Here is a 15,822-nt window from a genome sequence, read left to right as displayed (position 1 = left end):
GGAAGTTCATCCGGCGGCCCTCGCCCGTGTCGGAGGTGGCTTCTAGGGTCGGGGCATGGGCTACTCGCCGGACTTCCTGGATGCCGACCTGCCGCTTCCCACCGTGCCCGCCGAGGCGCAGGCCACGGCGGTGCCGCTCGACTACACGCACTTCACGGTGATCCTCGATCGGGATCGCCGGCTCGCGCGGCTGACCGCCGTCAACATCGACGGGGCGGCGCTGGTCGACGTGCCGCGTGGTGACGACTGGCGCCTGGATGAGCGGATCCCGGCTGAGTGGCAGGCGGGTCCCGAGGTGTACTCGCGCAACGACCTCGACCGCGGTCACCTGGTGCGACGCCGTGACCCCGTGTGGGGTGAGGACGCGCGGCAGGCGAACAGCGACACGTTCCACTACACGAACGCTGCGCCGCAGGCGTCCGGCTTCAACCAGTCGGAAGAGCTGTGGGTCGGTCTCGAGGACCACGTGCTCGAGTACGCGGACGCGCATGACCAGCGCATCTCCGTCTTCACGGCACCCGTGCTCGGCGCCGACGACCTGCCGTACCGGGGCATCCTGGTGCCGCTGCGCTTCTTCAAGATCGCGGCGTGGGTGCGAGACGGCGAGCTGCGCGCCGCCGGCTTCGTGCTCGATCAGTCGCCCGTGATCGACGTCGACGAGATCGAGCAGGGGGTCGCCGCGGAGGTTCCCGACCTCGGTCCGTTCCGCACGTTCCAGGTGCCGGTGGCCGACATCGCCGAGCTCACGGGCCTCGGCCTCGACCGGCTCGTCGAGGCCGACGTGCTGCCGCCCGCGGTGCGCGCCGAGCCGTGGCGCGAGCTCACCGCGGCGGGGGACATCCGGCTCTGAGCCGGCCGGTCGTCGGAGGCGACGCTCAGTCGTCGGATCCGTGGGGCGCATGATGCGCATGAGCCTCAGGCGACGTCATCCGCACCGTCGGCCCGACGACCGAGCCGTGGATCCGACGACTGCGCTCAGCGCGGCTCGAGGCGGACGGCGCCGTCGAGGCGGATCGTCTCGCCGTTGAGCATCGGGTTCTCGACGATGTGCTCGGCGAGCGCGGCGAACTCGTCCGGACGCCCGAGTCGTGCGGGATGCGGCGTCTTGGTGGCGAGGGACTCCTGCGCCTGCGGCGGCAGGCCGGCCATCATCGGCGTCTCGAACAGCCCCGGGGCGATCGTGACGACGCGGATGAGGCTGGAGGCGAGTTCGCGGGCGGCCGGGAGCGTGAAGCCCGCGACGCCCGCCTTCGAGGCGCTGTACGCGATCTGACCGATCTGGCCCTCGAAGGCCGCGACGGACGCGGTGTTGATGATCACGCCGCGCTCTCCGTCGGCGGGATCGGTCTGCGCCATCGCGGCCGCCGCCTGCGCGGCGACGTTGACGGTGCCGCCCAGGTTGATGTTCACGACGCGCAGGAAGGTCTCGAGGGGGAGGGGGCCGTCCCGGCCGAGCAGCTTGCCGGGCGTGGCGACGCCGGCGCAGTTCACGACGATGCGCAGGGGGCCGTCGGCCGACGCCGCGGCGACGGCGGCGCGCACCTCCTCGACCTGCGTCACATCGCAGGGGACGAAGGTGGCGGCGTCGCCGATCTCGGCAGCGGTGTCCTCGCCGCGTGAGCTTGGGAGGTCGAGCAGGAAGACGCGCGCTCCTCGTGCCGCGAGTCGCGCGGCTGTGGCGCGCCCGAGCCCGGACGCCCCTCCGGTGACGACGGCGTGGGATCCGGTGATGCGCATGCTCAGCAGTCTGTCCCCTTCGGGCCCCTCGATCGAGTCCCTCCCGGTCGTTGAGCGAGCGGAGCGAGTCGAAACGGGGTTGTGCTGTTCGTTGGCCCGGTGTCGTGGGGGTTCCGCTGCGGCAGGGGGTTCGTCGGCGAAGTTGGGGCCCGGTTCGCAGGCTCACCCCTACTTCGCCGCCGAACCCCTCGCCTCCGCTGACCCGCGGGCGGTTCGCACCACCCGGTCGTTGAGCGAGCGAAGCGAGCGCCGCACTGAGCGAGCGGAGCGAGTCGAAGTGTCGAAACGCCCAAACCGGCCGTGGGTTGTACGCGCTTCCGGTCGTTGAGCGGAGCGAAACGGAGTCGAAACGGGCTGAGCGAGCGAAGCGAGTCGAAGCCGCCCCGGGCTCACCCGTGGCTTGTACCACTCCGGTTGTTGAGCGAGCGAAGCGAGTCGAAACGGGTTGTGCTGTTCGCGGCCGCTGCCGTGGTCGGTTCCGCTTCGGCAGGGATTCGTCGGCGAAGTTGGGGCCCGGTTCGCAGGCTCACCCCTGCTTCGCCGCCGAACCCCTCGCCTCCGCTGACCCGCGGTCGGGCTCACGCCCCTCCCGGTCGGTTCGCCCGTTGGTTGCACCGCGCTTCCGGTCGTTGAGCGGAGCGAAGCGGAGTCGAAACGGGTTGAGCGAGCGAAGCGAGTCGAAACCACCCCGGACGCGCCCGTGGGGCTGAGTGCCACGGCCCCGTTGCCTCGTCCACACCCCTCCCGACCCTGTCTCTTCTCCACAGTCGAAACCACCGGGGATCAGGTGTTTCCGCGACGGTGGAATGTCGGTGGCCCCTGTCAGACTTGCCTCATGACCTCACAGATGTTCGCCCCGGATCCGTGGATCGCCACGGCGGAGGAGAACGCGCGCGCCGATGTGCTGGTGTCCCGGTTCGTCGAGCTGGAGCAGCAGATCGCCCGGGCGCGGGCCGAGCAGGCGCAGGTGCTTGTCGGGTTGGCGGAGGTCGCTGCGGCGCAGGCTCGTCGGAGCGGGTCGGAGTCGGAGTACGACTTCGCCACCCGCTCCATGGCCGCCGAACTCGGCGCCGCCGCCCGCATCCCCGACGGCACGATCCGCACCCGGATGGGCGAGGCCCTCACCCTCGTCGTCGAGTTCCCCACCACGTTCGCCGCCCTGCAGGCCGGGCGGATCAGCGAACCCCACGCGAAGGCGATCGTCGCCGCCGGGGAACGCCTCGACGATGACTCCCGGGCCGAGTACGAGAGCATCGTCCTCCCTCGGGCGGAGGTCATGACCGCAGGCCAGCTCAGGTCCCTCGTCCGCTCCGTGGCGGAGCGGATCGACCCGGTGCCGCTGGCGGTGCGGCACGAGGAGGCGATGGCACAACGCGGTGCGTGGGTGAGCCCATTGGAGGACGGGATGGGGGAGTTCCGATACGTCGGGCCCGCCGTGATGGTCTATGCGATGCACGACCGGGTCACGCAGATGGCGGTGAAGAACAAAGCCGTCGCCCGTGCCGCCGGCACCGGCGACACGCGAACTTTGGATCACCACCGTGCGGACGTGCTCACCGACCTCGTCCTCACCGGCACCCCCACCGCCGGGGACGGTCTGGACGCCATCCGCGCCACCGTGCAGGTCACGATCCCCGTCGACACGGTCACCGGCATCGGCGATGACGCGGCGTTCCTCACCGGGTACGGGCCGATCGACCCCGACACCGCCCGTCGCCTGGCCGGCAACGCCGGCATGTGGGTGCGGTTGTGGCAGAACAAGGACACCGGCGCCCTCGACACCGTCGACGCCTACACCCCCACCGCCGCGCAACGCCGGTTCCTGGTCGCCAGGGACGAGCACTGCCGGTTCCCCGGATGCCGGCAACCCGCGAGGCGCTGCGACATCGACCACACCACGCCGTACTCACGCGGCGGCCCGACCGCGGTGACCAATACTGCCCACCTCTGCGAAGCCCACCACCGCCTCAAACACCACTCCCGATGGGGAATGCGGCAAGGGCCCGACGGACTCACCGAATACATCAGCCCGCTCGGACGCGTATACGCGTACAAACCGACCCCGATGGTCAGGTTCGAAGCCGAAGCCGAGATCCTGATGCCGGACCTGCACCTCAGCGACGACCCACCACCCTTCTGACCCGAGGCCCACTGCCGACACAGCACCCGCCATGGCATCGAGCGGCGAGGGACGGCGGGCGCTGCCGGCGCGATCACGCGGGCGGCGCGGGCGGTGCGACGAGGTCTTCGTCCTGCACGAGGTCGAGCTGCGACCACGCCACGTCGTGCCAGGCGCCGTGCTTCCACCCGACCCGGGGCTGCGTGCCGGTGTGCGTGAAGCCGAGCTTCTCGTGCAGGCGATTGCTCGCCGGGTTCGGCTGCGCGACGACCGCGATCGCCCGCCGGTAGCCTCGCTCACGGAGCATCGGCAGCAGAGCGTCGTACAGCGCGCGTCCCGCGCCGGCGCCGCGGTGTTCCGGGTGCAGGTACACGCTGACCTCGCAGCTCCACTGGTAGGCGGCGCGCGGCTTGAAGGGGCCGGCGTAGGCATATCCGACGACGGCACCCGCCTCCTCGAGCACGAGCCACGCGTGCCGCTCGTTCGACGTCGCGATGCGGACCGCCATGTCCGCCACGGACGGCGGCTCCGTCTCGAACGTGATGACCGTGTGCCGCACGTAGTGCGCGTAGATGACCGCGCAGGCGGCCGCGTCCTCGGTCGTCGCGAGCCGGATCCGGCGATCTTGCGTCATCGTCACATTCTGACTGAGGCAGGGGCCCGCAGCGCCGAGCCGCCTGCGGCATTGTGGCGGCGTGTACCCCGCCGCGTGGTGGCCCGCTCCGGCCTGGATCCGCGCGCCACGACGTCCACCGCAGGCGCTCGCGATTTCGCTATGGGCCGATCCGGGGCGAAATCCGCCCAGATCAAAGGGGGGACGGACATAATGGGGCCATGACCGCACCGCGCATCCTGGTCGTCGACGACGAGCCGAACATCCGAGACCTGCTCTCGCAGAGCCTGCGGTTCGCGGGCTTCCAGGTGAAGACCGTAGGCAACGGCGCCGCGACGATCTCCGCCGTGCTGGAGGAGGAGCCCGACCTGATCGTGCTGGACGTGATGCTTCCCGACATGAACGGGTTCAGCGTCACCACGCGTCTGCGCGACCACGGCTTCACGGCGCCGATCCTCTTCCTCACCGCGAAGGACGAGACCGAAGACAAGATCAAGGGCCTGAACGCCGGCGGCGACGACTACGTCACCAAGCCCTTCAGCCTCGACGAGATCGTCGCCCGCATCCAGGCGATCCTGCGCCGCACCATGCAGGACACCGAGGACGAGCAGGTGATCCGCGCCGGCGAGCTGACGATGGATCAGGACACGCACGACGTGTTCGTCGGCGACGCGCAGATCGACCTCAGCCCCACCGAGTTCAAGCTGCTGCGCTACCTCATGCTCAACCCCAACCGGGTGCTGTCGAAGGCGCAGATCCTCGATCACGTGTGGGAGTACGACTTCAACGGCGACGCGGGCATCGTCGAGAGCTACATCTCGTACCTGCGCCGCAAGATCGACCCGCACGCGTCGGAGTCGCTCATCCAGACCAAGCGCGGCTTCGGCTACATGCTGAAGGTCGACAAGGCGGGCTGATCCCGTCGCGCCCGCCGATCCGGCGGACGCACCCACCGAAAGAGGCACGTCCTGGCGAAGAAGACCGACGCGGTCACCACCTGGTGGCGGCGGATCAGCCTTCGGGCGAAGGTCACCGGGGTCACGGTGACCGTGCTCGCGCTGGGCCTGATGGCCGCCGGCATCGGCACGGTGCCGATGCTGCGCCAGGCGCTGATCGGAAGCATCGAGTCTTCGCTGCAGCAGCTCGCCTCCTCCGCCGTCGGCGAGCAGCTGTTCAACATCTCCGACGGCAGCAACGGGCCGCTGTTCACGGCCAAGGCGAACGCCCCGCGCACCGACTACTACGTGGCACTGTACGGCGTCGACGGGCAGCTTCTCTCGCGCGCCGGCGGCCCCGGACCCGAGGCGCCCTGGCCGCCGCCGGTGTTCCCCGACTCGATCGCCCTCGACTACGCCTACTCGCACGCCGGCGAGATCAAGCGCCTCACCGACGCGGACGGCGAGATGGAGTACCGCGCGGCGTTCGCGGTGATCCAGTTCCCCGGCAGCAACAACATCTACACGCAGCTTGTCGCGCGGCCGTTGAACGAGGTCGAGGACGTCGTGGGCACGTACTTCGGCATCTTCTTCCTCGTCGCGCTTGTCACCATCATCGGCGGCGCCCTGCTCACGCGCTGGGCGGTGACGCTGACGTTCCGCCGCTTCGGCCAGGTCGAGAACACCGCGATGTCGATCGCCGCGGGCGACTTCAGCCAGCGCCTGAGCGACATCGAGCCGCGCACCGAGATCGGCCGCCTCAAGGCGGCGATCAACACCATGCTCGACCGGATCGACGACGCGATCGCCGAGCGCGACGCGACCGTCCGCCAGATGCGCCGCTTCGTCGGCGATGCCAGCCACGAGCTGCGCACTCCCCTCGTGAGCGTGCGCGGCTACGCCGAGCTGTACCGGATGGGGGCCATCCAGGGCGAGGACGACACCGCGCGCGCAATGGAGCGGATCGAGAAGGAGGCGATCCGGATGGGCGTCCTCGTCGAGGACCTCCTCGCCCTCGCCCGCCTCGACGAGAAGCGCGAGCTCGACATCCAGCCGCTGGATCTGCGCCCGATCGCACGCGACGCCGCGCTGGACGTGCGGGCGGCCGAGCCGGGGCGCGACGTGACGGTGGTGGACACGACGATCGAGGCCCTCACGGAGCCGATCGCGCTGGTGCGCAGCGAGGAGCCGGAGGACGCCCACCCGCACGAGACGCCGCGCCGCCTCCCCCGCACCCTGAGCGCCGCGACCGAGGGCCTGAGCTCGCTGCTGCGGCGCCGGCCGAAGGCACCGGGCGATCCGCACACCGGCGAGCTGCCGGTGGTGGAGGAGGACCGCCCCTCGGGCGGGGTGCCGCGACTCGACTTCTCGGTGCCGCACTCGCTGCGCCCCGTGGCGGTGCCGCCGGTGATCCTCGGGGAGGAGCACCGGGTGCGCCAGGTCGTGGCGAACCTGCTCGGCAACGCCCGCCGCTTCAGCCCCGAGGGCTCGCCGATCGAGATCGAGGTCGGCGTCGACGTCGCCGCGCGGATGGGCTGGATCGCCGTCGTCGACCACGGCGAGGGAGTTCCCGAGGCGATCCGCGACCAGATCTTCGAGCGGTTCTGGCGGGCGGACTCCTCGCGCGCACGCGAGACCGGCGGCAGCGGCCTCGGGCTGGCGATCGTCGCCTCGATCGTCGAGGCCCTGCACGGCTCGGTGAAGGTGCTCGACACCCCGGGCGGCGGGGCGACCTTCCGCGTCGCGTTCCCGCTGGCACCGCCTCCCGCTCCCGAGCCGGATCTCGCCGAGACCCGGCCTGTGCCGCGCGTGCGGCGCGAGCTCACCGACTGAGCCGGTCGTCCACAGCACGCGTTCGCGGACCGGTCTCTCCCGGATCCGCTGCCGGCCCCCTGCGGGGTGTGCGGGCTTCCTAGCGTGGGGTCATCCACCCGCCACACGACCCAGGGAGCACATCGTGGCCATCTTCACCGTCGACACCGACGCGGTCTCCGCCGCCAACGGGCAGGCCCTCGCCACCGCCGAGCAGCTGCGCACCACGAGCCTGACCCTCAGCGGTCAGCTCGCGCAGCTCGAGACGACGTGGACGGGCGCCAGCGCCACCTCGTTCCAGTCCGCGCTCGCTCAGTGGAAGGCCGTGCAGCAGTCCGTCGAGCAGGCCCTCGACGGACTCGGCCGCGCACTCGGCGCGGCGAGCTCGCAGTACGCGGAGGCCGAGCGCCTCACCTCCGGGATGTTCCGCTGACCCCGACAGCGGACAGCAGAACGGCCCCTCCCGAAGGAGGGGCCGTTCTGGCTCAGCGGCTCTGGATCAGAAGTCCATGCCACCCGTGGGGTCGCCGGCCGGCGCCGACGCCTTCTCGGGCTTCTCGGCGACGACGGCCTCGGTCGTGAGGAAGAGGCCGGCGATCGACGCGGCGTTCTGCAGCGCCGATCGCGTCACCTTGGCGGGGTCGATGATGCCCTGCGCGAACAGGTCACCGTACTCGCCGGTGGCGGCGTTCAGGCCGTGGCCGACGGGGAGGTCGGCGACCTTGTTGGCGACGACGCCCGGCTCCATGCCGGCGTTGAGCGCGATCTGCTTCAGCGGGGCCTCGATGGCGACCTTGACGATCTGCGCACCGGTCGCCTCGTCGCCGACCAGGCCGAGGTCACCGGCGAAGACGACCTTGCCGGCCTGGATGAGGGCGACGCCACCACCGGCGACGATGCCCTCCTCGACGGCGGCCTTCGCGTTGCGGACGGCGTCCTCGATGCGGTGCTTGCGCTCCTTGAGCTCGACCTCGGTGGCCGCGCCCGCCTTGATGACGGCGACGCCGCCGGCGAGCTTGGCGAGGCGCTCCTGCAGCTTCTCGCGGTCGTAGTCGCTGTCGGTGTTCTCGATCTCGCGACGGATCTGCGTGACGCGACCCTCGATCTGACCGGCATCGCCGGCACCCTCGACGATCGTGGTCTCGTCCTTGGTGACGATGACCTTGCGGGCACGACCGAGCAGCTCGAGGTCGGTGTTCTCGAGCTTGAGGCCGACCTCCTCCGTGATGACCTGGCCGCCGGTCAGGATCGCGATGTCCTGCAGCTGAGCCTTGCGACGGTCACCGAAGCCGGGGGCCTTGACGGCGACCGACTTGAAGATGCCGCGGATCTTGTTGAGCACGAGCGTCGCAAGAGCCTCGCCCTCGACGTCCTCGGCGATGATGACGAGCTCCTTGCCCGACTGGATCACCTTGTCGACGACGGGGAGAAGATCCTTGATGTTCGAGATCTTCTGGTTCGCGATGAGGATGTACGGGTCCTCGAAGACGGCCTCCTGGCGCTCCGGGTCCGTGACGAAGTAGGGGTTCAGGTAGCCCTTGTCGAAGCGCATACCCTCGGTGAGCTCGAGCTCGGTGCCGAAGGTGTTCGACTCCTCGACGGTGACGACGCCCTCCTTGCCCACCTTGTCGATGGCCTCGGCGATGAGCTCGCCGATGGCGGGGTCGGCGGCCGAGATCGAGGCGGTCGCAGCGATCTGCTCCTTGGACTCGACCTCCTTGGCCTGCGAGAGCAGCTCGTCCGAGAGCGCCTTGACGGCCTTCTCGATGCCGCGCTTGAGGCTGATCGGGTCAGCGCCCGCGGCGACGTTGCGGAGACCCTCGCGGACGAGAGCCTGGGCGAGAACGGTCGCGGTCGTGGTGCCGTCACCGGCGACGTCGTCGGTCTTCTTGGCGACCTCCTTGACGAGCTCCGCGCCGATCTTCTCGTACGGGTCGTCGAGCTCGATCTCCTTGGCGATCGAGACGCCGTCGTTCGTGATGGTGGGGGCGCCCCACTTCTTCTCGAGCACGACGTTGCGACCGCGCGGGCCGAGCGTCACCTTGACGGCGTCGGCCAGGATGTTGAGGCCGCGCTCGAGGCCGCGGCGGGCCTCCTCGTCGAAAGCGATCATCTTTGCCATGTTGGTGTCGTCCCTCCCGGACGTAGGCGTGTGGTCTTTAGCACTCACCTGAGGGGAGTGCCAGGACGATTCTGGCACTCACCCCCATCGAGTGCAAGCCGCGTGGGCCGCCGCGCCGTACACACGGAAAGCGCCCCGCGAGCGATGTCACGGGGCGCCTTCCGGGAACGATGGGGATCAGACGGGACGCACTGCCTCGGCCTGCGGGCCCTTCTGGCCGGTGCCGACGTTGAACTCGACCGCCTGGCCCTCCTCGAGCACGCGGAATCCGCTCATCTCGATGTTCGAGTAGTGGACGAAGACGTCCTGGCTGCCGTCCGCCACGGTGATGAACCCGTAGCCCTTCTCGGCGTTGAACCACTTGACGGTGCCCTGGGTCATGCGAACTCTCCTGGTACTGGGCCCTCCTGATGGAGGGGATTACCGGGGAATCGTATCCGCGTGTTTTCGGGGCTCGAGGCGGTTCAGGCGACTATTGACACGCCTGCATCGAACTGTTTACCCGGCGGAAACACGGTCGAGTCCGACGACGACCGTGAGCTCCTTCTCCTCGTCGCCCGGCTGGTCGTACTGGTCGCTCTGCTCCGTGCGCGCGCCCCCGATCGCCTGGGCGACGCCGAGCGCGGCGGCCTCCTCCTCGGGCGACGCGTAGTAGACAGTGGTCTCCGGGAAGTCGGTGGCCGACGAGTCGCTGGGGATGACGGAGCCCTCCTCCCATCCGGCCGCGACGAGCTGAGCGGCCACCTCCTCGGCGACGCCGCTCGTGCTCGTTCCGTTGAGCACGAGCACCGTGTACTCGGTGTCGACGACGGGCGCGACGGTCGGCTCGGCCTGCGGCGGGTCGGGCACGATCCCGGTGCGCTGCGAGAGGACGAGGAACCCGAGGATTCCGGCGATCATCAGGATGACCGTCGCGAGGGCGGCCCACATCAGCACGACGCCGCGCGGGGTGCGAGGCTGCTCGGCCCGATGAGCGCCGACGCGGGCGGGCTGGCGGGGGACGTCGTCGAAACGGTCCCGGGGGAAGCTGGTCGGCACGGCTCGATCGTACCCGGGCGTCCGAGCAGGACCTCTCAGCCGGCGATGCGGGAGCGGGCGGCGTCGCGCGCGTCGCGCATCCGCCGCAGGCGCCCGACGAGCAGCGGATCGGCGGCGAGCGCGTCGCCCGAGTCGATCAGCCGGCCGAGCAGCTGGTAGTAGCGGGCGGGCGCCATCTCGAGCTCCGAGCGGATCGCCTCCTCCTTCGCGCCACCGTGGACGCGCCAGCGCGCCTCGAACGCCAGGAGGGCGCGGTCGCGGTCGGAGAGGGGCATGGATTCGAGGCTAGGCGCCCGTCTGGCGCGGGTCGGGAGGCGCACCGAGAGGTGCCGTCATTCACCGTCGAGCGGGCCCGGCGTCGATCACGCGCGCCAGTCGATCCAGGATCCGAGCGGGTCGGCCGCGGCGAGCACCCGCCCGTCCAGCGCGAGCGCGAAGCCCGGCCACGTCGCGGGGTCGATCGGCGGGACCCACGCGTCGTGGAGGCCCGGCTGGTCGAGCGTGATCCAGCGCACGCCGCCCGCGCGGATGCCGGCGGCATCGTCCGGAGCCGCGGTGAGCGCCGCGATCAGCCCGTCGCGGCGGGCGCGTGGCACGTACGGCAGGATCCCCGGCGTCGTGACGACGAGCGTGGCGTCGGCGGGGGCGTCCGCCGCGACCCGGCGGACGAGGTCGACGTCGGCGGCGTCCCCCGCCACGAGGCGGGGCGGCTCCGAGGCGACGATGCCGAGCGCCGCGGCGATGCGTGCGGCGCGCTCGCTCTCCTCGGGCCACACAAGTCCCTCGAGCCAGGCGCGGTCGGCCGGGTCACGGGCGTCGAGCGGCTGCAGGTCGATCCCCGCGCGCCAGACGATCTCGGGCAGCCGCGGCTCCGGCAGCGCGGCACCACGCGACGCGGATGCGAGCGTCACGGTCGATTCCCCGATCGCGACGGTTTCGTAGCGGTAGGCGTAGCGATCCGGATACAGGCAGAGCCCGCCCGAGGCGCCGAGCTCGAGCAGGGCGATCGGGCCGTCGATCAGCGCGAGCGCCGGCAGCAGCACGGCGCAGCGCAGCGGCTCGTTCGTCTGCAGCGTGCGGGCGGCGCACTCGGCCACGACCTCTTCCGCATGCGCGCGGACGAACGCCGCCCACGTGGGCCCGTCCGAGACGGGCGCCCCGAGCATCCGCGTGACCGCGAAGACGAGCGGGGGCTGCCGGTGCGTGGCCGGGATGCGGGACAGGATGTCGCGCAGCCCGGCGTCGCCCGCGACCTCGCGCGCCCATGACAGGTAGACGTCCGACCGACCCGGCGCCTCGTCGCGGGCGAAGCGGGCGAAGCGCTCGGCGACGGCAGCCGCGGCGTCCTCGTGCGTGTCCATCGCCCCATTCTCCCGGGGCCGGGAGGCCGATCCGTCCTGCGTCACACACGATCCCGATGGCCGCAGACGGCCGTAATCTTGATAGCGACCCCCGGGAGGATTCCATGTCGTACAACGTGAGCAAGTCCGAGGACGAGTGGCGCACTGAGCTCTCGCCCGAGCAGTACGCGGTGCTGCGCGAGGCGGGCACCGAGCGCCCGTGGACGGGCGAGCTGCTGGATGAGGAGCGCGCGGGCCTGTACACGTGTGCCGCGTGCGGCAGCGAGCTCTTCCAGAGCGGCACCAAGTTCGACTCGCACTGCGGCTGGCCGAGCTTCTACGAGTCGGTGCGCCCCGACGCGGTCGAGCTGCTCGAGGACAACAGCCACGGCATGCGGCGCACCGAGGTGCGCTGCGCGAACTGCGGCTCGCACCTGGGCCACGTCTTCCCCGACGGGTTCGGGACGCCGACCGGCGACCGCTACTGCATGAACTCACTCTCCCTGAACTTCGCACCCGCTGAGGAGTCGTGACCGCCCTCGAGGCGATGCGGGCCCGCCGCTCGCTCTCGAAAGTCACGGATGCGGCGCCGACCCACGACGAGCTCGTCGAGCTGGTCTCGGCCGCCGGACGCGTCGCCGATCACAAGGAGCTCAGGCCCTGGCGGCTCATCGAGATCCGCGGCGACGACCGGATCGCCCTCGGCCGCGCGATCGCGAAGTCAGAGGGCAAGAAGGGCGTGTACTCCAAGCCGCTGCGCGCTCCCCTGCTGATCGCGGTCGTGGCATCGGTGCGCTCGAAGAAGGTCGACGCCTGGGAGCAGGAGGCGACCGCCGCGGGCGTCGCGCACGCCCTGAGTCTGCTGCTCGACGAGGCCGGCTGGGGAGTGTTCTGGCGCACCGGCGACTACACGCGCGCCAAGGCGGTCGCGAAGGCCCACGGCCTGGAGAAGGGCGAGCACCTGCTCGGCTGGCTCTACGTCGGTGGCAAGCCCGAGCGCTCGCGTCCGCTGCGCGGCAAGACGATCGACGGCGCCCGCCACCTCTCGCGCATGCCGCGCGGCAAGAAGGACTGACCTCGCGTCAGCGGACGGGCCGACGCCCGAAGGCCGCGACGGCCACGCCCACGCAGGCGATGACGACGGTGATCGCCGAGCGGATCGGCGACGGCGGCACGGCGGGCGGCCATACGAGGTCGAGCACGAACGATCCCACGAGCATGCCGAGCACCGACCCGAGGGACAGCAGCAGCACCCCGATCCGCGGCGCGAGCGCGGCCGACAGGAAGATGTAGATCACGCCCACCGCGCCGCCGGTGTACAGCCACGGCGACGCGGGCAGCGGCGAGAACCCGACCTGCGGCACCTGCACGAGCGCGATGATCGCGAGCAGCACCGTGCCGCCGACGAAGTTCACGAACGTCGCCGTGAGCGCCGAACCGGTCTTCAGCTGCAGCCGCCCGTTCGTTCCCTGCTGCCACGCGAGCCCGGCGCCGACGAGCACCGGCAGGATGAGCATCCACAGCGGCGCCTCTGCGGTTCCGCCACCGGCGAGCGACACCGCGACCGCGGCGAGCGCCAGCCCGACGCCGAGCACCCGCGGGATGGTCACGGCCGTGACACCGGCGGGGCTGTACCCGACCCGATCGAGCACAAGCCCGTTGAGCGTCTGGCCGGCGACGAGTCCGACCGTGAACAGCGCGGTGCCGATGATGCCGACCACGAGGCCCTGCGACGCGACGGTGAAGGCGCCGCCCGCCCCGCCGATGAGCAGCCACCACGGGATCCCCCGATCGCGGATGCCGGCGATGAGGCGCGCCACGCCCGCGCGGCCGGACGGCAGCGCGGCGGCGAGCACGGCGGTCAGCAGCAGTCCGCTGCCGAAGGAGATGACCGCCGCCAGGATCCCGTTGTCGAGCTCCGCCCCGAGGGCGCCGTTGATGCGCGACTGGATCGCGGTGAGCACGCCGACCGCGATCGCCGCCGCGAGGGCGAGCATCCCGCCCCGCCGCGCTCGCGCCTCGGCTGGCCCACGGGATCCACTCACTCGTCCCAGCCTAGGCGCGCGCCCGGCGCCCCCGATCCGCCGGGACGGCGCCGCTTCGGGGAGACAGTGATCGAAAGCGTTGCGGTATCTATCGACTTGCGATAGGTTTATGTCGTTCTTCGATGAAGGAGGCCCCATGGGCAAGTACGTCGTCCTGGCGCTGCAGATCGTGATCGCGCTCTCGCTCGCCGGATCCCTGTTCGTACAGGCGGTCATCCTGCCCCTTGTGTGGGTCGACCTCGAGGGAGAGGCGCTGTGGGGCCGGATCGTGCTCGTCGCCATCGCCGCTTTCTGGATCCTCGGGCTGCAGGTGTGCGCCGTGTGCATCTGGCGCCTGCTGACCCTCGTGCGCCGAGGATCGGTCTTCTCCCGCGCGGCCTTCCGCTGGGTGGATGTCATCATCGGCGCGATCGCGTTCGACGCGGTCGTGACCTTCGCTCTCGCCGCACTGCTGGCGCCCGGTTCGGCGGCGCCCGGCGTGGTGGGCCTCGTGTGCGGGGCGGCGTTCGTCACCGGCGGCGTCGCGCTGCTCGTCGTGGTGATGCGCCAGCTGCTGCAGCAGGCGATGGACCGCGAGATCGAGGCCCGGACGCTGCGCTCCGAGCTCGACGGGGTGGTCTGATGGCGATCATCGTCGACGTCGATGTGATGCTGGCGCGGCGCAAGATGGCCGTCGGCACCCTGGCGGAGCGAGTGGGCATCACTCCCGCGAACCTGGCGGTGCTGAAGAACGGCCGCGCGAAGGCGGTGCGCTTCACGACCCTCGACGCGATCTGCCGGGTGCTCGAGTGCCAGCCGGGCGACGTGCTGCGCTGGGAGCCGGACGAGCCCGGCGAGCCCGGCGAGCCCGAGCCGGCCGCTACCTGATCGCCGCCGTCGCCTTGCTGGTCCGCGCGGTCGTCGCGTAGTTCGCCTTCTTGCCGGTCACCCGCACCGAGATCGCCTTGCCCTTGTCGGCCGCCGCGAGCCTGTAGGTGCGCGCGGTCGCCCCGGCGATCGGCTGTCCGGCGCGCAGCCACTGGTAGGTGAGGACCACGCCCGACGGCGCCCACGCTCCCGGGTTCGCGGTGAGAGTCGAGCCGACGCGCAGCGTGCCGGTGATCGTCGGCACCGGCGCGCTCATCGCCAGCAGCGGCACCGACACCGCCGCGCTCCTGCGCGTGGTGGTCGTGTATCCCGCCTTGGCGCCCGTGACCTGCACCGACACCTTGGTGCCGGCGTCGGCCGTGACCACGCGATAGGTGCTCTTCGTCGCGCCGGAGATGGCCGCCCCGTTGCGCAGCCACCGATACGTCAGCGCGACACCGGTCGGCGCCCACGTGCCGGGCCTGGCGGTGAGCGTCCCGCCGACGACCGCCGATCCGGAGACCGTCGGGATCGGCGACGCGGGAAGCGACGGCTTGGCGACGCGGATGAATCCGGAGACCTCGCTGATCCGGTACACGCGCCAGTCGAAGTCGGAGCTGTAGTTGTCCTCCGAGACCGTGAAGGTGCCGGCCCTGACGTCGACCTTCTCGACGTAGGCGACGTGCCCGAGGCCGCTGCCGCCGATCGCGGCACGGTCCCACCACGCGACGTCGCCGACGCGGGGCGTGCCCTTGTCGACCGCGAGGCCCGCGGCCTTCGCCTCCGCTCCCCACTGGTACGCGTTGCCGTAGCCGACGCGGACGAAGCGCGGGATCCCCGCCTTCTGCATGCGGTAGGCGACGTAATTCGTGCAGTTGTGACCGCCGTACATGTTCCAGAACGACTGCTTGTACACGCTCTGGTAGCCGGCGTTGCCGTACCCCTTGGCGGCGCAGGCGGCGAAGCCGTCGCAGAGCTTCGGGCCCCAGGTGATCGCCTGCGCGGGCGCGACGAACACCAGGGACGACACCACCAGCGCGAGGGTCGCGAGCAGGGCGGCAAGGGCCCGGGGCAGCCGGATCCCGGCGCGTCGGTCGACGATGGTCACATCCACTCCTCACGGGCGTGCGCACACAGGCCCGGCCGAACACTATCGGGTACTCGGGTTGTGCCCGGGCACCGGGTCCTGTCCACCGCGACGGACAGCCGGCCGCG

18 protein-coding genes are annotated in these 15,822 nt (G+C 71.1%); 9 read left to right on the top strand and 9 right to left on the bottom strand.

All coding sequences use genetic code 11. The annotated features are described in order from the left end of the window. Positions 1 to 55 precede the first annotated feature (55 nt). Positions 56 to 850 (top strand): DNA/RNA non-specific endonuclease, encoded by a 795-nt coding sequence (locus IR155_RS01505; protein ID WP_135112461.1) that lies wholly within the window; start codon positions 56 to 58, stop codon positions 848 to 850. 125 nt (positions 851 to 975) lie between these two features. Here the strand turns inward: IR155_RS01505 and IR155_RS01500 are convergent, their stop codons facing one another. Next, positions 976 to 1,737: an SDR family NAD(P)-dependent oxidoreductase gene (locus tag IR155_RS01500; RefSeq protein WP_135112459.1), complete on the bottom strand. Its 762-nt coding sequence runs from the start codon at positions 1,735 to 1,737 to the stop codon at positions 976 to 978. Between the two features lie 835 nt (positions 1,738 to 2,572). On the opposite strand from IR155_RS01500, the gene IR155_RS01495 reads away from it, so the two are divergent. After that, complete coding sequence (locus IR155_RS01495; RefSeq protein ID WP_135112457.1) at positions 2,573 to 3,877, top strand: HNH endonuclease signature motif containing protein; 1,305 nt, start codon at positions 2,573 to 2,575, stop codon at positions 3,875 to 3,877. A gap of 73 nt (positions 3,878 to 3,950) precedes the next feature. On the opposite strand, the gene IR155_RS01490 is transcribed toward IR155_RS01495, so the two are convergent. Then, complete coding sequence (locus tag IR155_RS01490; RefSeq protein WP_135112455.1) at positions 3,951 to 4,490, bottom strand: GNAT family N-acetyltransferase; 540 nt, start codon at positions 4,488 to 4,490, stop codon at positions 3,951 to 3,953. A gap of 200 nt (positions 4,491 to 4,690) precedes the next feature. Here IR155_RS01490 and IR155_RS01485 point away from each other — a divergent pair, with 200 nt between their 5' ends. From IR155_RS01485 to IR155_RS16190, 3 genes are all read left to right on the top strand, one after another. Further along, positions 4,691 to 5,386, top strand: a complete 696-nt coding sequence (locus IR155_RS01485; RefSeq protein WP_135112453.1) for a response regulator transcription factor — start codon at positions 4,691 to 4,693, stop codon at positions 5,384 to 5,386. A 126-nt stretch (positions 5,387 to 5,512) separates the two neighbouring features. Then, on the top strand, positions 5,513 to 7,237 hold the full coding sequence (locus tag IR155_RS01480) for a sensor histidine kinase (RefSeq protein ID WP_409366529.1): 1,725 nt from the start codon (positions 5,513 to 5,515) through the stop codon (positions 7,235 to 7,237). A 124-nt stretch (positions 7,238 to 7,361) separates the two neighbouring features. Continuing rightward, positions 7,362 to 7,649: a WXG100 family type VII secretion target gene (locus tag IR155_RS16190; RefSeq protein ID WP_167760682.1), complete on the top strand. Its 288-nt coding sequence runs from the start codon at positions 7,362 to 7,364 to the stop codon at positions 7,647 to 7,649. 66 nt (positions 7,650 to 7,715) lie between these two features. Here the strand turns inward: IR155_RS16190 and groL are convergent, their stop codons facing one another. From groL to IR155_RS01450, 5 genes are all read right to left on the bottom strand, one after another. Next, positions 7,716 to 9,338 (bottom strand): chaperonin GroEL, encoded by a 1,623-nt coding sequence (gene groL, locus IR155_RS01470; RefSeq protein ID WP_135112449.1) that lies wholly within the window; start codon positions 9,336 to 9,338, stop codon positions 7,716 to 7,718. Between the two features lie 177 nt (positions 9,339 to 9,515). Beyond that, positions 9,516 to 9,719, bottom strand: a complete 204-nt coding sequence (locus IR155_RS01465; RefSeq protein WP_135112447.1) for a cold-shock protein — start codon at positions 9,717 to 9,719, stop codon at positions 9,516 to 9,518. Positions 9,720 to 9,836: 117 nt separating this feature from the next. Then, the gene (locus tag IR155_RS01460; protein WP_135112445.1) at positions 9,837 to 10,376 is read right to left on the bottom strand and encodes a LytR C-terminal domain-containing protein; all 540 of its coding nucleotides are present in this window, start codon (positions 10,374 to 10,376) and stop codon (positions 9,837 to 9,839) included. 35 nt (positions 10,377 to 10,411) lie between these two features. Beyond that, a complete protein-coding gene (locus IR155_RS01455; RefSeq protein ID WP_135112443.1) occupies positions 10,412 to 10,651 on the bottom strand; it encodes a DUF3263 domain-containing protein in 240 nt (79 codons plus the stop codon). 87 nt (positions 10,652 to 10,738) lie between these two features. Continuing rightward, on the bottom strand, positions 10,739 to 11,737 hold the full coding sequence (locus IR155_RS01450; RefSeq protein ID WP_135112441.1) for a DUF2332 domain-containing protein: 999 nt from the start codon (positions 11,735 to 11,737) through the stop codon (positions 10,739 to 10,741). Between the two features lie 104 nt (positions 11,738 to 11,841). Here IR155_RS01450 and msrB point away from each other — a divergent pair, with 104 nt between their 5' ends. Continuing rightward, positions 11,842 to 12,249 (top strand): peptide-methionine (R)-S-oxide reductase MsrB, encoded by a 408-nt coding sequence (msrB, locus tag IR155_RS01445; RefSeq protein ID WP_135112440.1) that lies wholly within the window; start codon positions 11,842 to 11,844, stop codon positions 12,247 to 12,249. 14 nt (positions 12,250 to 12,263) lie between these two features. Next, positions 12,264 to 12,791, top strand: coding sequence for a nitroreductase family protein (locus tag IR155_RS01440; protein ID WP_135112668.1), 528 nt, complete (start codon positions 12,264 to 12,266; stop codon positions 12,789 to 12,791). 7 nt (positions 12,792 to 12,798) lie between these two features. Here the strand turns inward: IR155_RS01440 and IR155_RS01435 are convergent, their stop codons facing one another. Next, positions 12,799 to 13,761, bottom strand: coding sequence for a DMT family transporter (locus tag IR155_RS01435; RefSeq protein ID WP_322783504.1), 963 nt, complete (start codon positions 13,759 to 13,761; stop codon positions 12,799 to 12,801). A gap of 136 nt (positions 13,762 to 13,897) precedes the next feature. On the opposite strand from IR155_RS01435, the gene IR155_RS01430 reads away from it, so the two are divergent. Further along, positions 13,898 to 14,383 (top strand): DUF2975 domain-containing protein, encoded by a 486-nt coding sequence (locus tag IR155_RS01430; RefSeq protein WP_135112438.1) that lies wholly within the window; start codon positions 13,898 to 13,900, stop codon positions 14,381 to 14,383. Continuing rightward, positions 14,383 to 14,628: a helix-turn-helix domain-containing protein gene (locus IR155_RS01425; protein ID WP_135112436.1), complete on the top strand. Its 246-nt coding sequence runs from the start codon at positions 14,383 to 14,385 to the stop codon at positions 14,626 to 14,628. The genes IR155_RS01430 and IR155_RS01425 overlap by 1 nt, the downstream gene beginning before the upstream one ends. On the opposite strand, the gene IR155_RS01420 is transcribed toward IR155_RS01425, so the two are convergent. Beyond that, complete coding sequence (locus IR155_RS01420; RefSeq protein ID WP_135112434.1) at positions 14,621 to 15,715, bottom strand: CHAP domain-containing protein; 1,095 nt, start codon at positions 15,713 to 15,715, stop codon at positions 14,621 to 14,623. The genes IR155_RS01425 and IR155_RS01420 overlap by 8 nt on opposite strands. Between the last annotated feature and the right edge of the window lie 107 nt (positions 15,716 to 15,822).

It is taken from the genome of Microbacterium paludicola, from assembly GCF_015235415.1.
GTDB lineage: Bacteria > Actinomycetota > Actinomycetes > Actinomycetales > Microbacteriaceae > Microbacterium > Microbacterium paludicola.
The sequence above is the reverse complement of the archived record's forward strand: the minus strand, read 5'-3'. Positions and strand labels throughout refer to the sequence as shown.

Excerpts from the sequence above, each read along its gene's own strand:
- IR155_RS01430 (WP_135112438.1), top strand. The coding sequence starts at position 13,898 with ATGGGCAAGTACGTCGTCCTGGCGCTGCAGATCGTGATCGCGCTCTCG.
- IR155_RS01440 (WP_135112668.1), top strand. The coding sequence starts at position 12,264 with ATGCGGGCCCGCCGCTCGCTCTCGAAAGTCACGGATGCGGCGCCGACC.
- IR155_RS01425 (WP_135112436.1), top strand. The coding sequence starts at position 14,383 with ATGGCGATCATCGTCGACGTCGATGTGATGCTGGCGCGGCGCAAGATG.
- groL (WP_135112449.1), bottom strand. The coding sequence starts at position 9,338 with ATGGCAAAGATGATCGCTTTCGACGAGGAGGCCCGCCGCGGCCTCGAG.
- IR155_RS01505 (WP_135112461.1), top strand. The coding sequence starts at position 56 with ATGGGCTACTCGCCGGACTTCCTGGATGCCGACCTGCCGCTTCCCACC.
- IR155_RS01490 (WP_135112455.1), bottom strand. The coding sequence starts at position 4,490 with ATGACGCAAGATCGCCGGATCCGGCTCGCGACGACCGAGGACGCGGCC.
- IR155_RS01500 (WP_135112459.1), bottom strand. The coding sequence starts at position 1,737 with ATGCGCATCACCGGATCCCACGCCGTCGTCACCGGAGGGGCGTCCGGG.
- IR155_RS01455 (WP_135112443.1), bottom strand. The coding sequence starts at position 10,651 with ATGCCCCTCTCCGACCGCGACCGCGCCCTCCTGGCGTTCGAGGCGCGC.
- msrB (WP_135112440.1), top strand. The coding sequence starts at position 11,842 with ATGTCGTACAACGTGAGCAAGTCCGAGGACGAGTGGCGCACTGAGCTC.
- IR155_RS01485 (WP_135112453.1), top strand. The coding sequence starts at position 4,691 with ATGACCGCACCGCGCATCCTGGTCGTCGACGACGAGCCGAACATCCGA.
- IR155_RS01450 (WP_135112441.1), bottom strand. The coding sequence starts at position 11,737 with ATGGACACGCACGAGGACGCCGCGGCTGCCGTCGCCGAGCGCTTCGCC.
- IR155_RS01495 (WP_135112457.1), top strand. The coding sequence starts at position 2,573 with ATGACCTCACAGATGTTCGCCCCGGATCCGTGGATCGCCACGGCGGAG.
- IR155_RS01465 (WP_135112447.1), bottom strand. The coding sequence starts at position 9,719 with ATGACCCAGGGCACCGTCAAGTGGTTCAACGCCGAGAAGGGCTACGGG.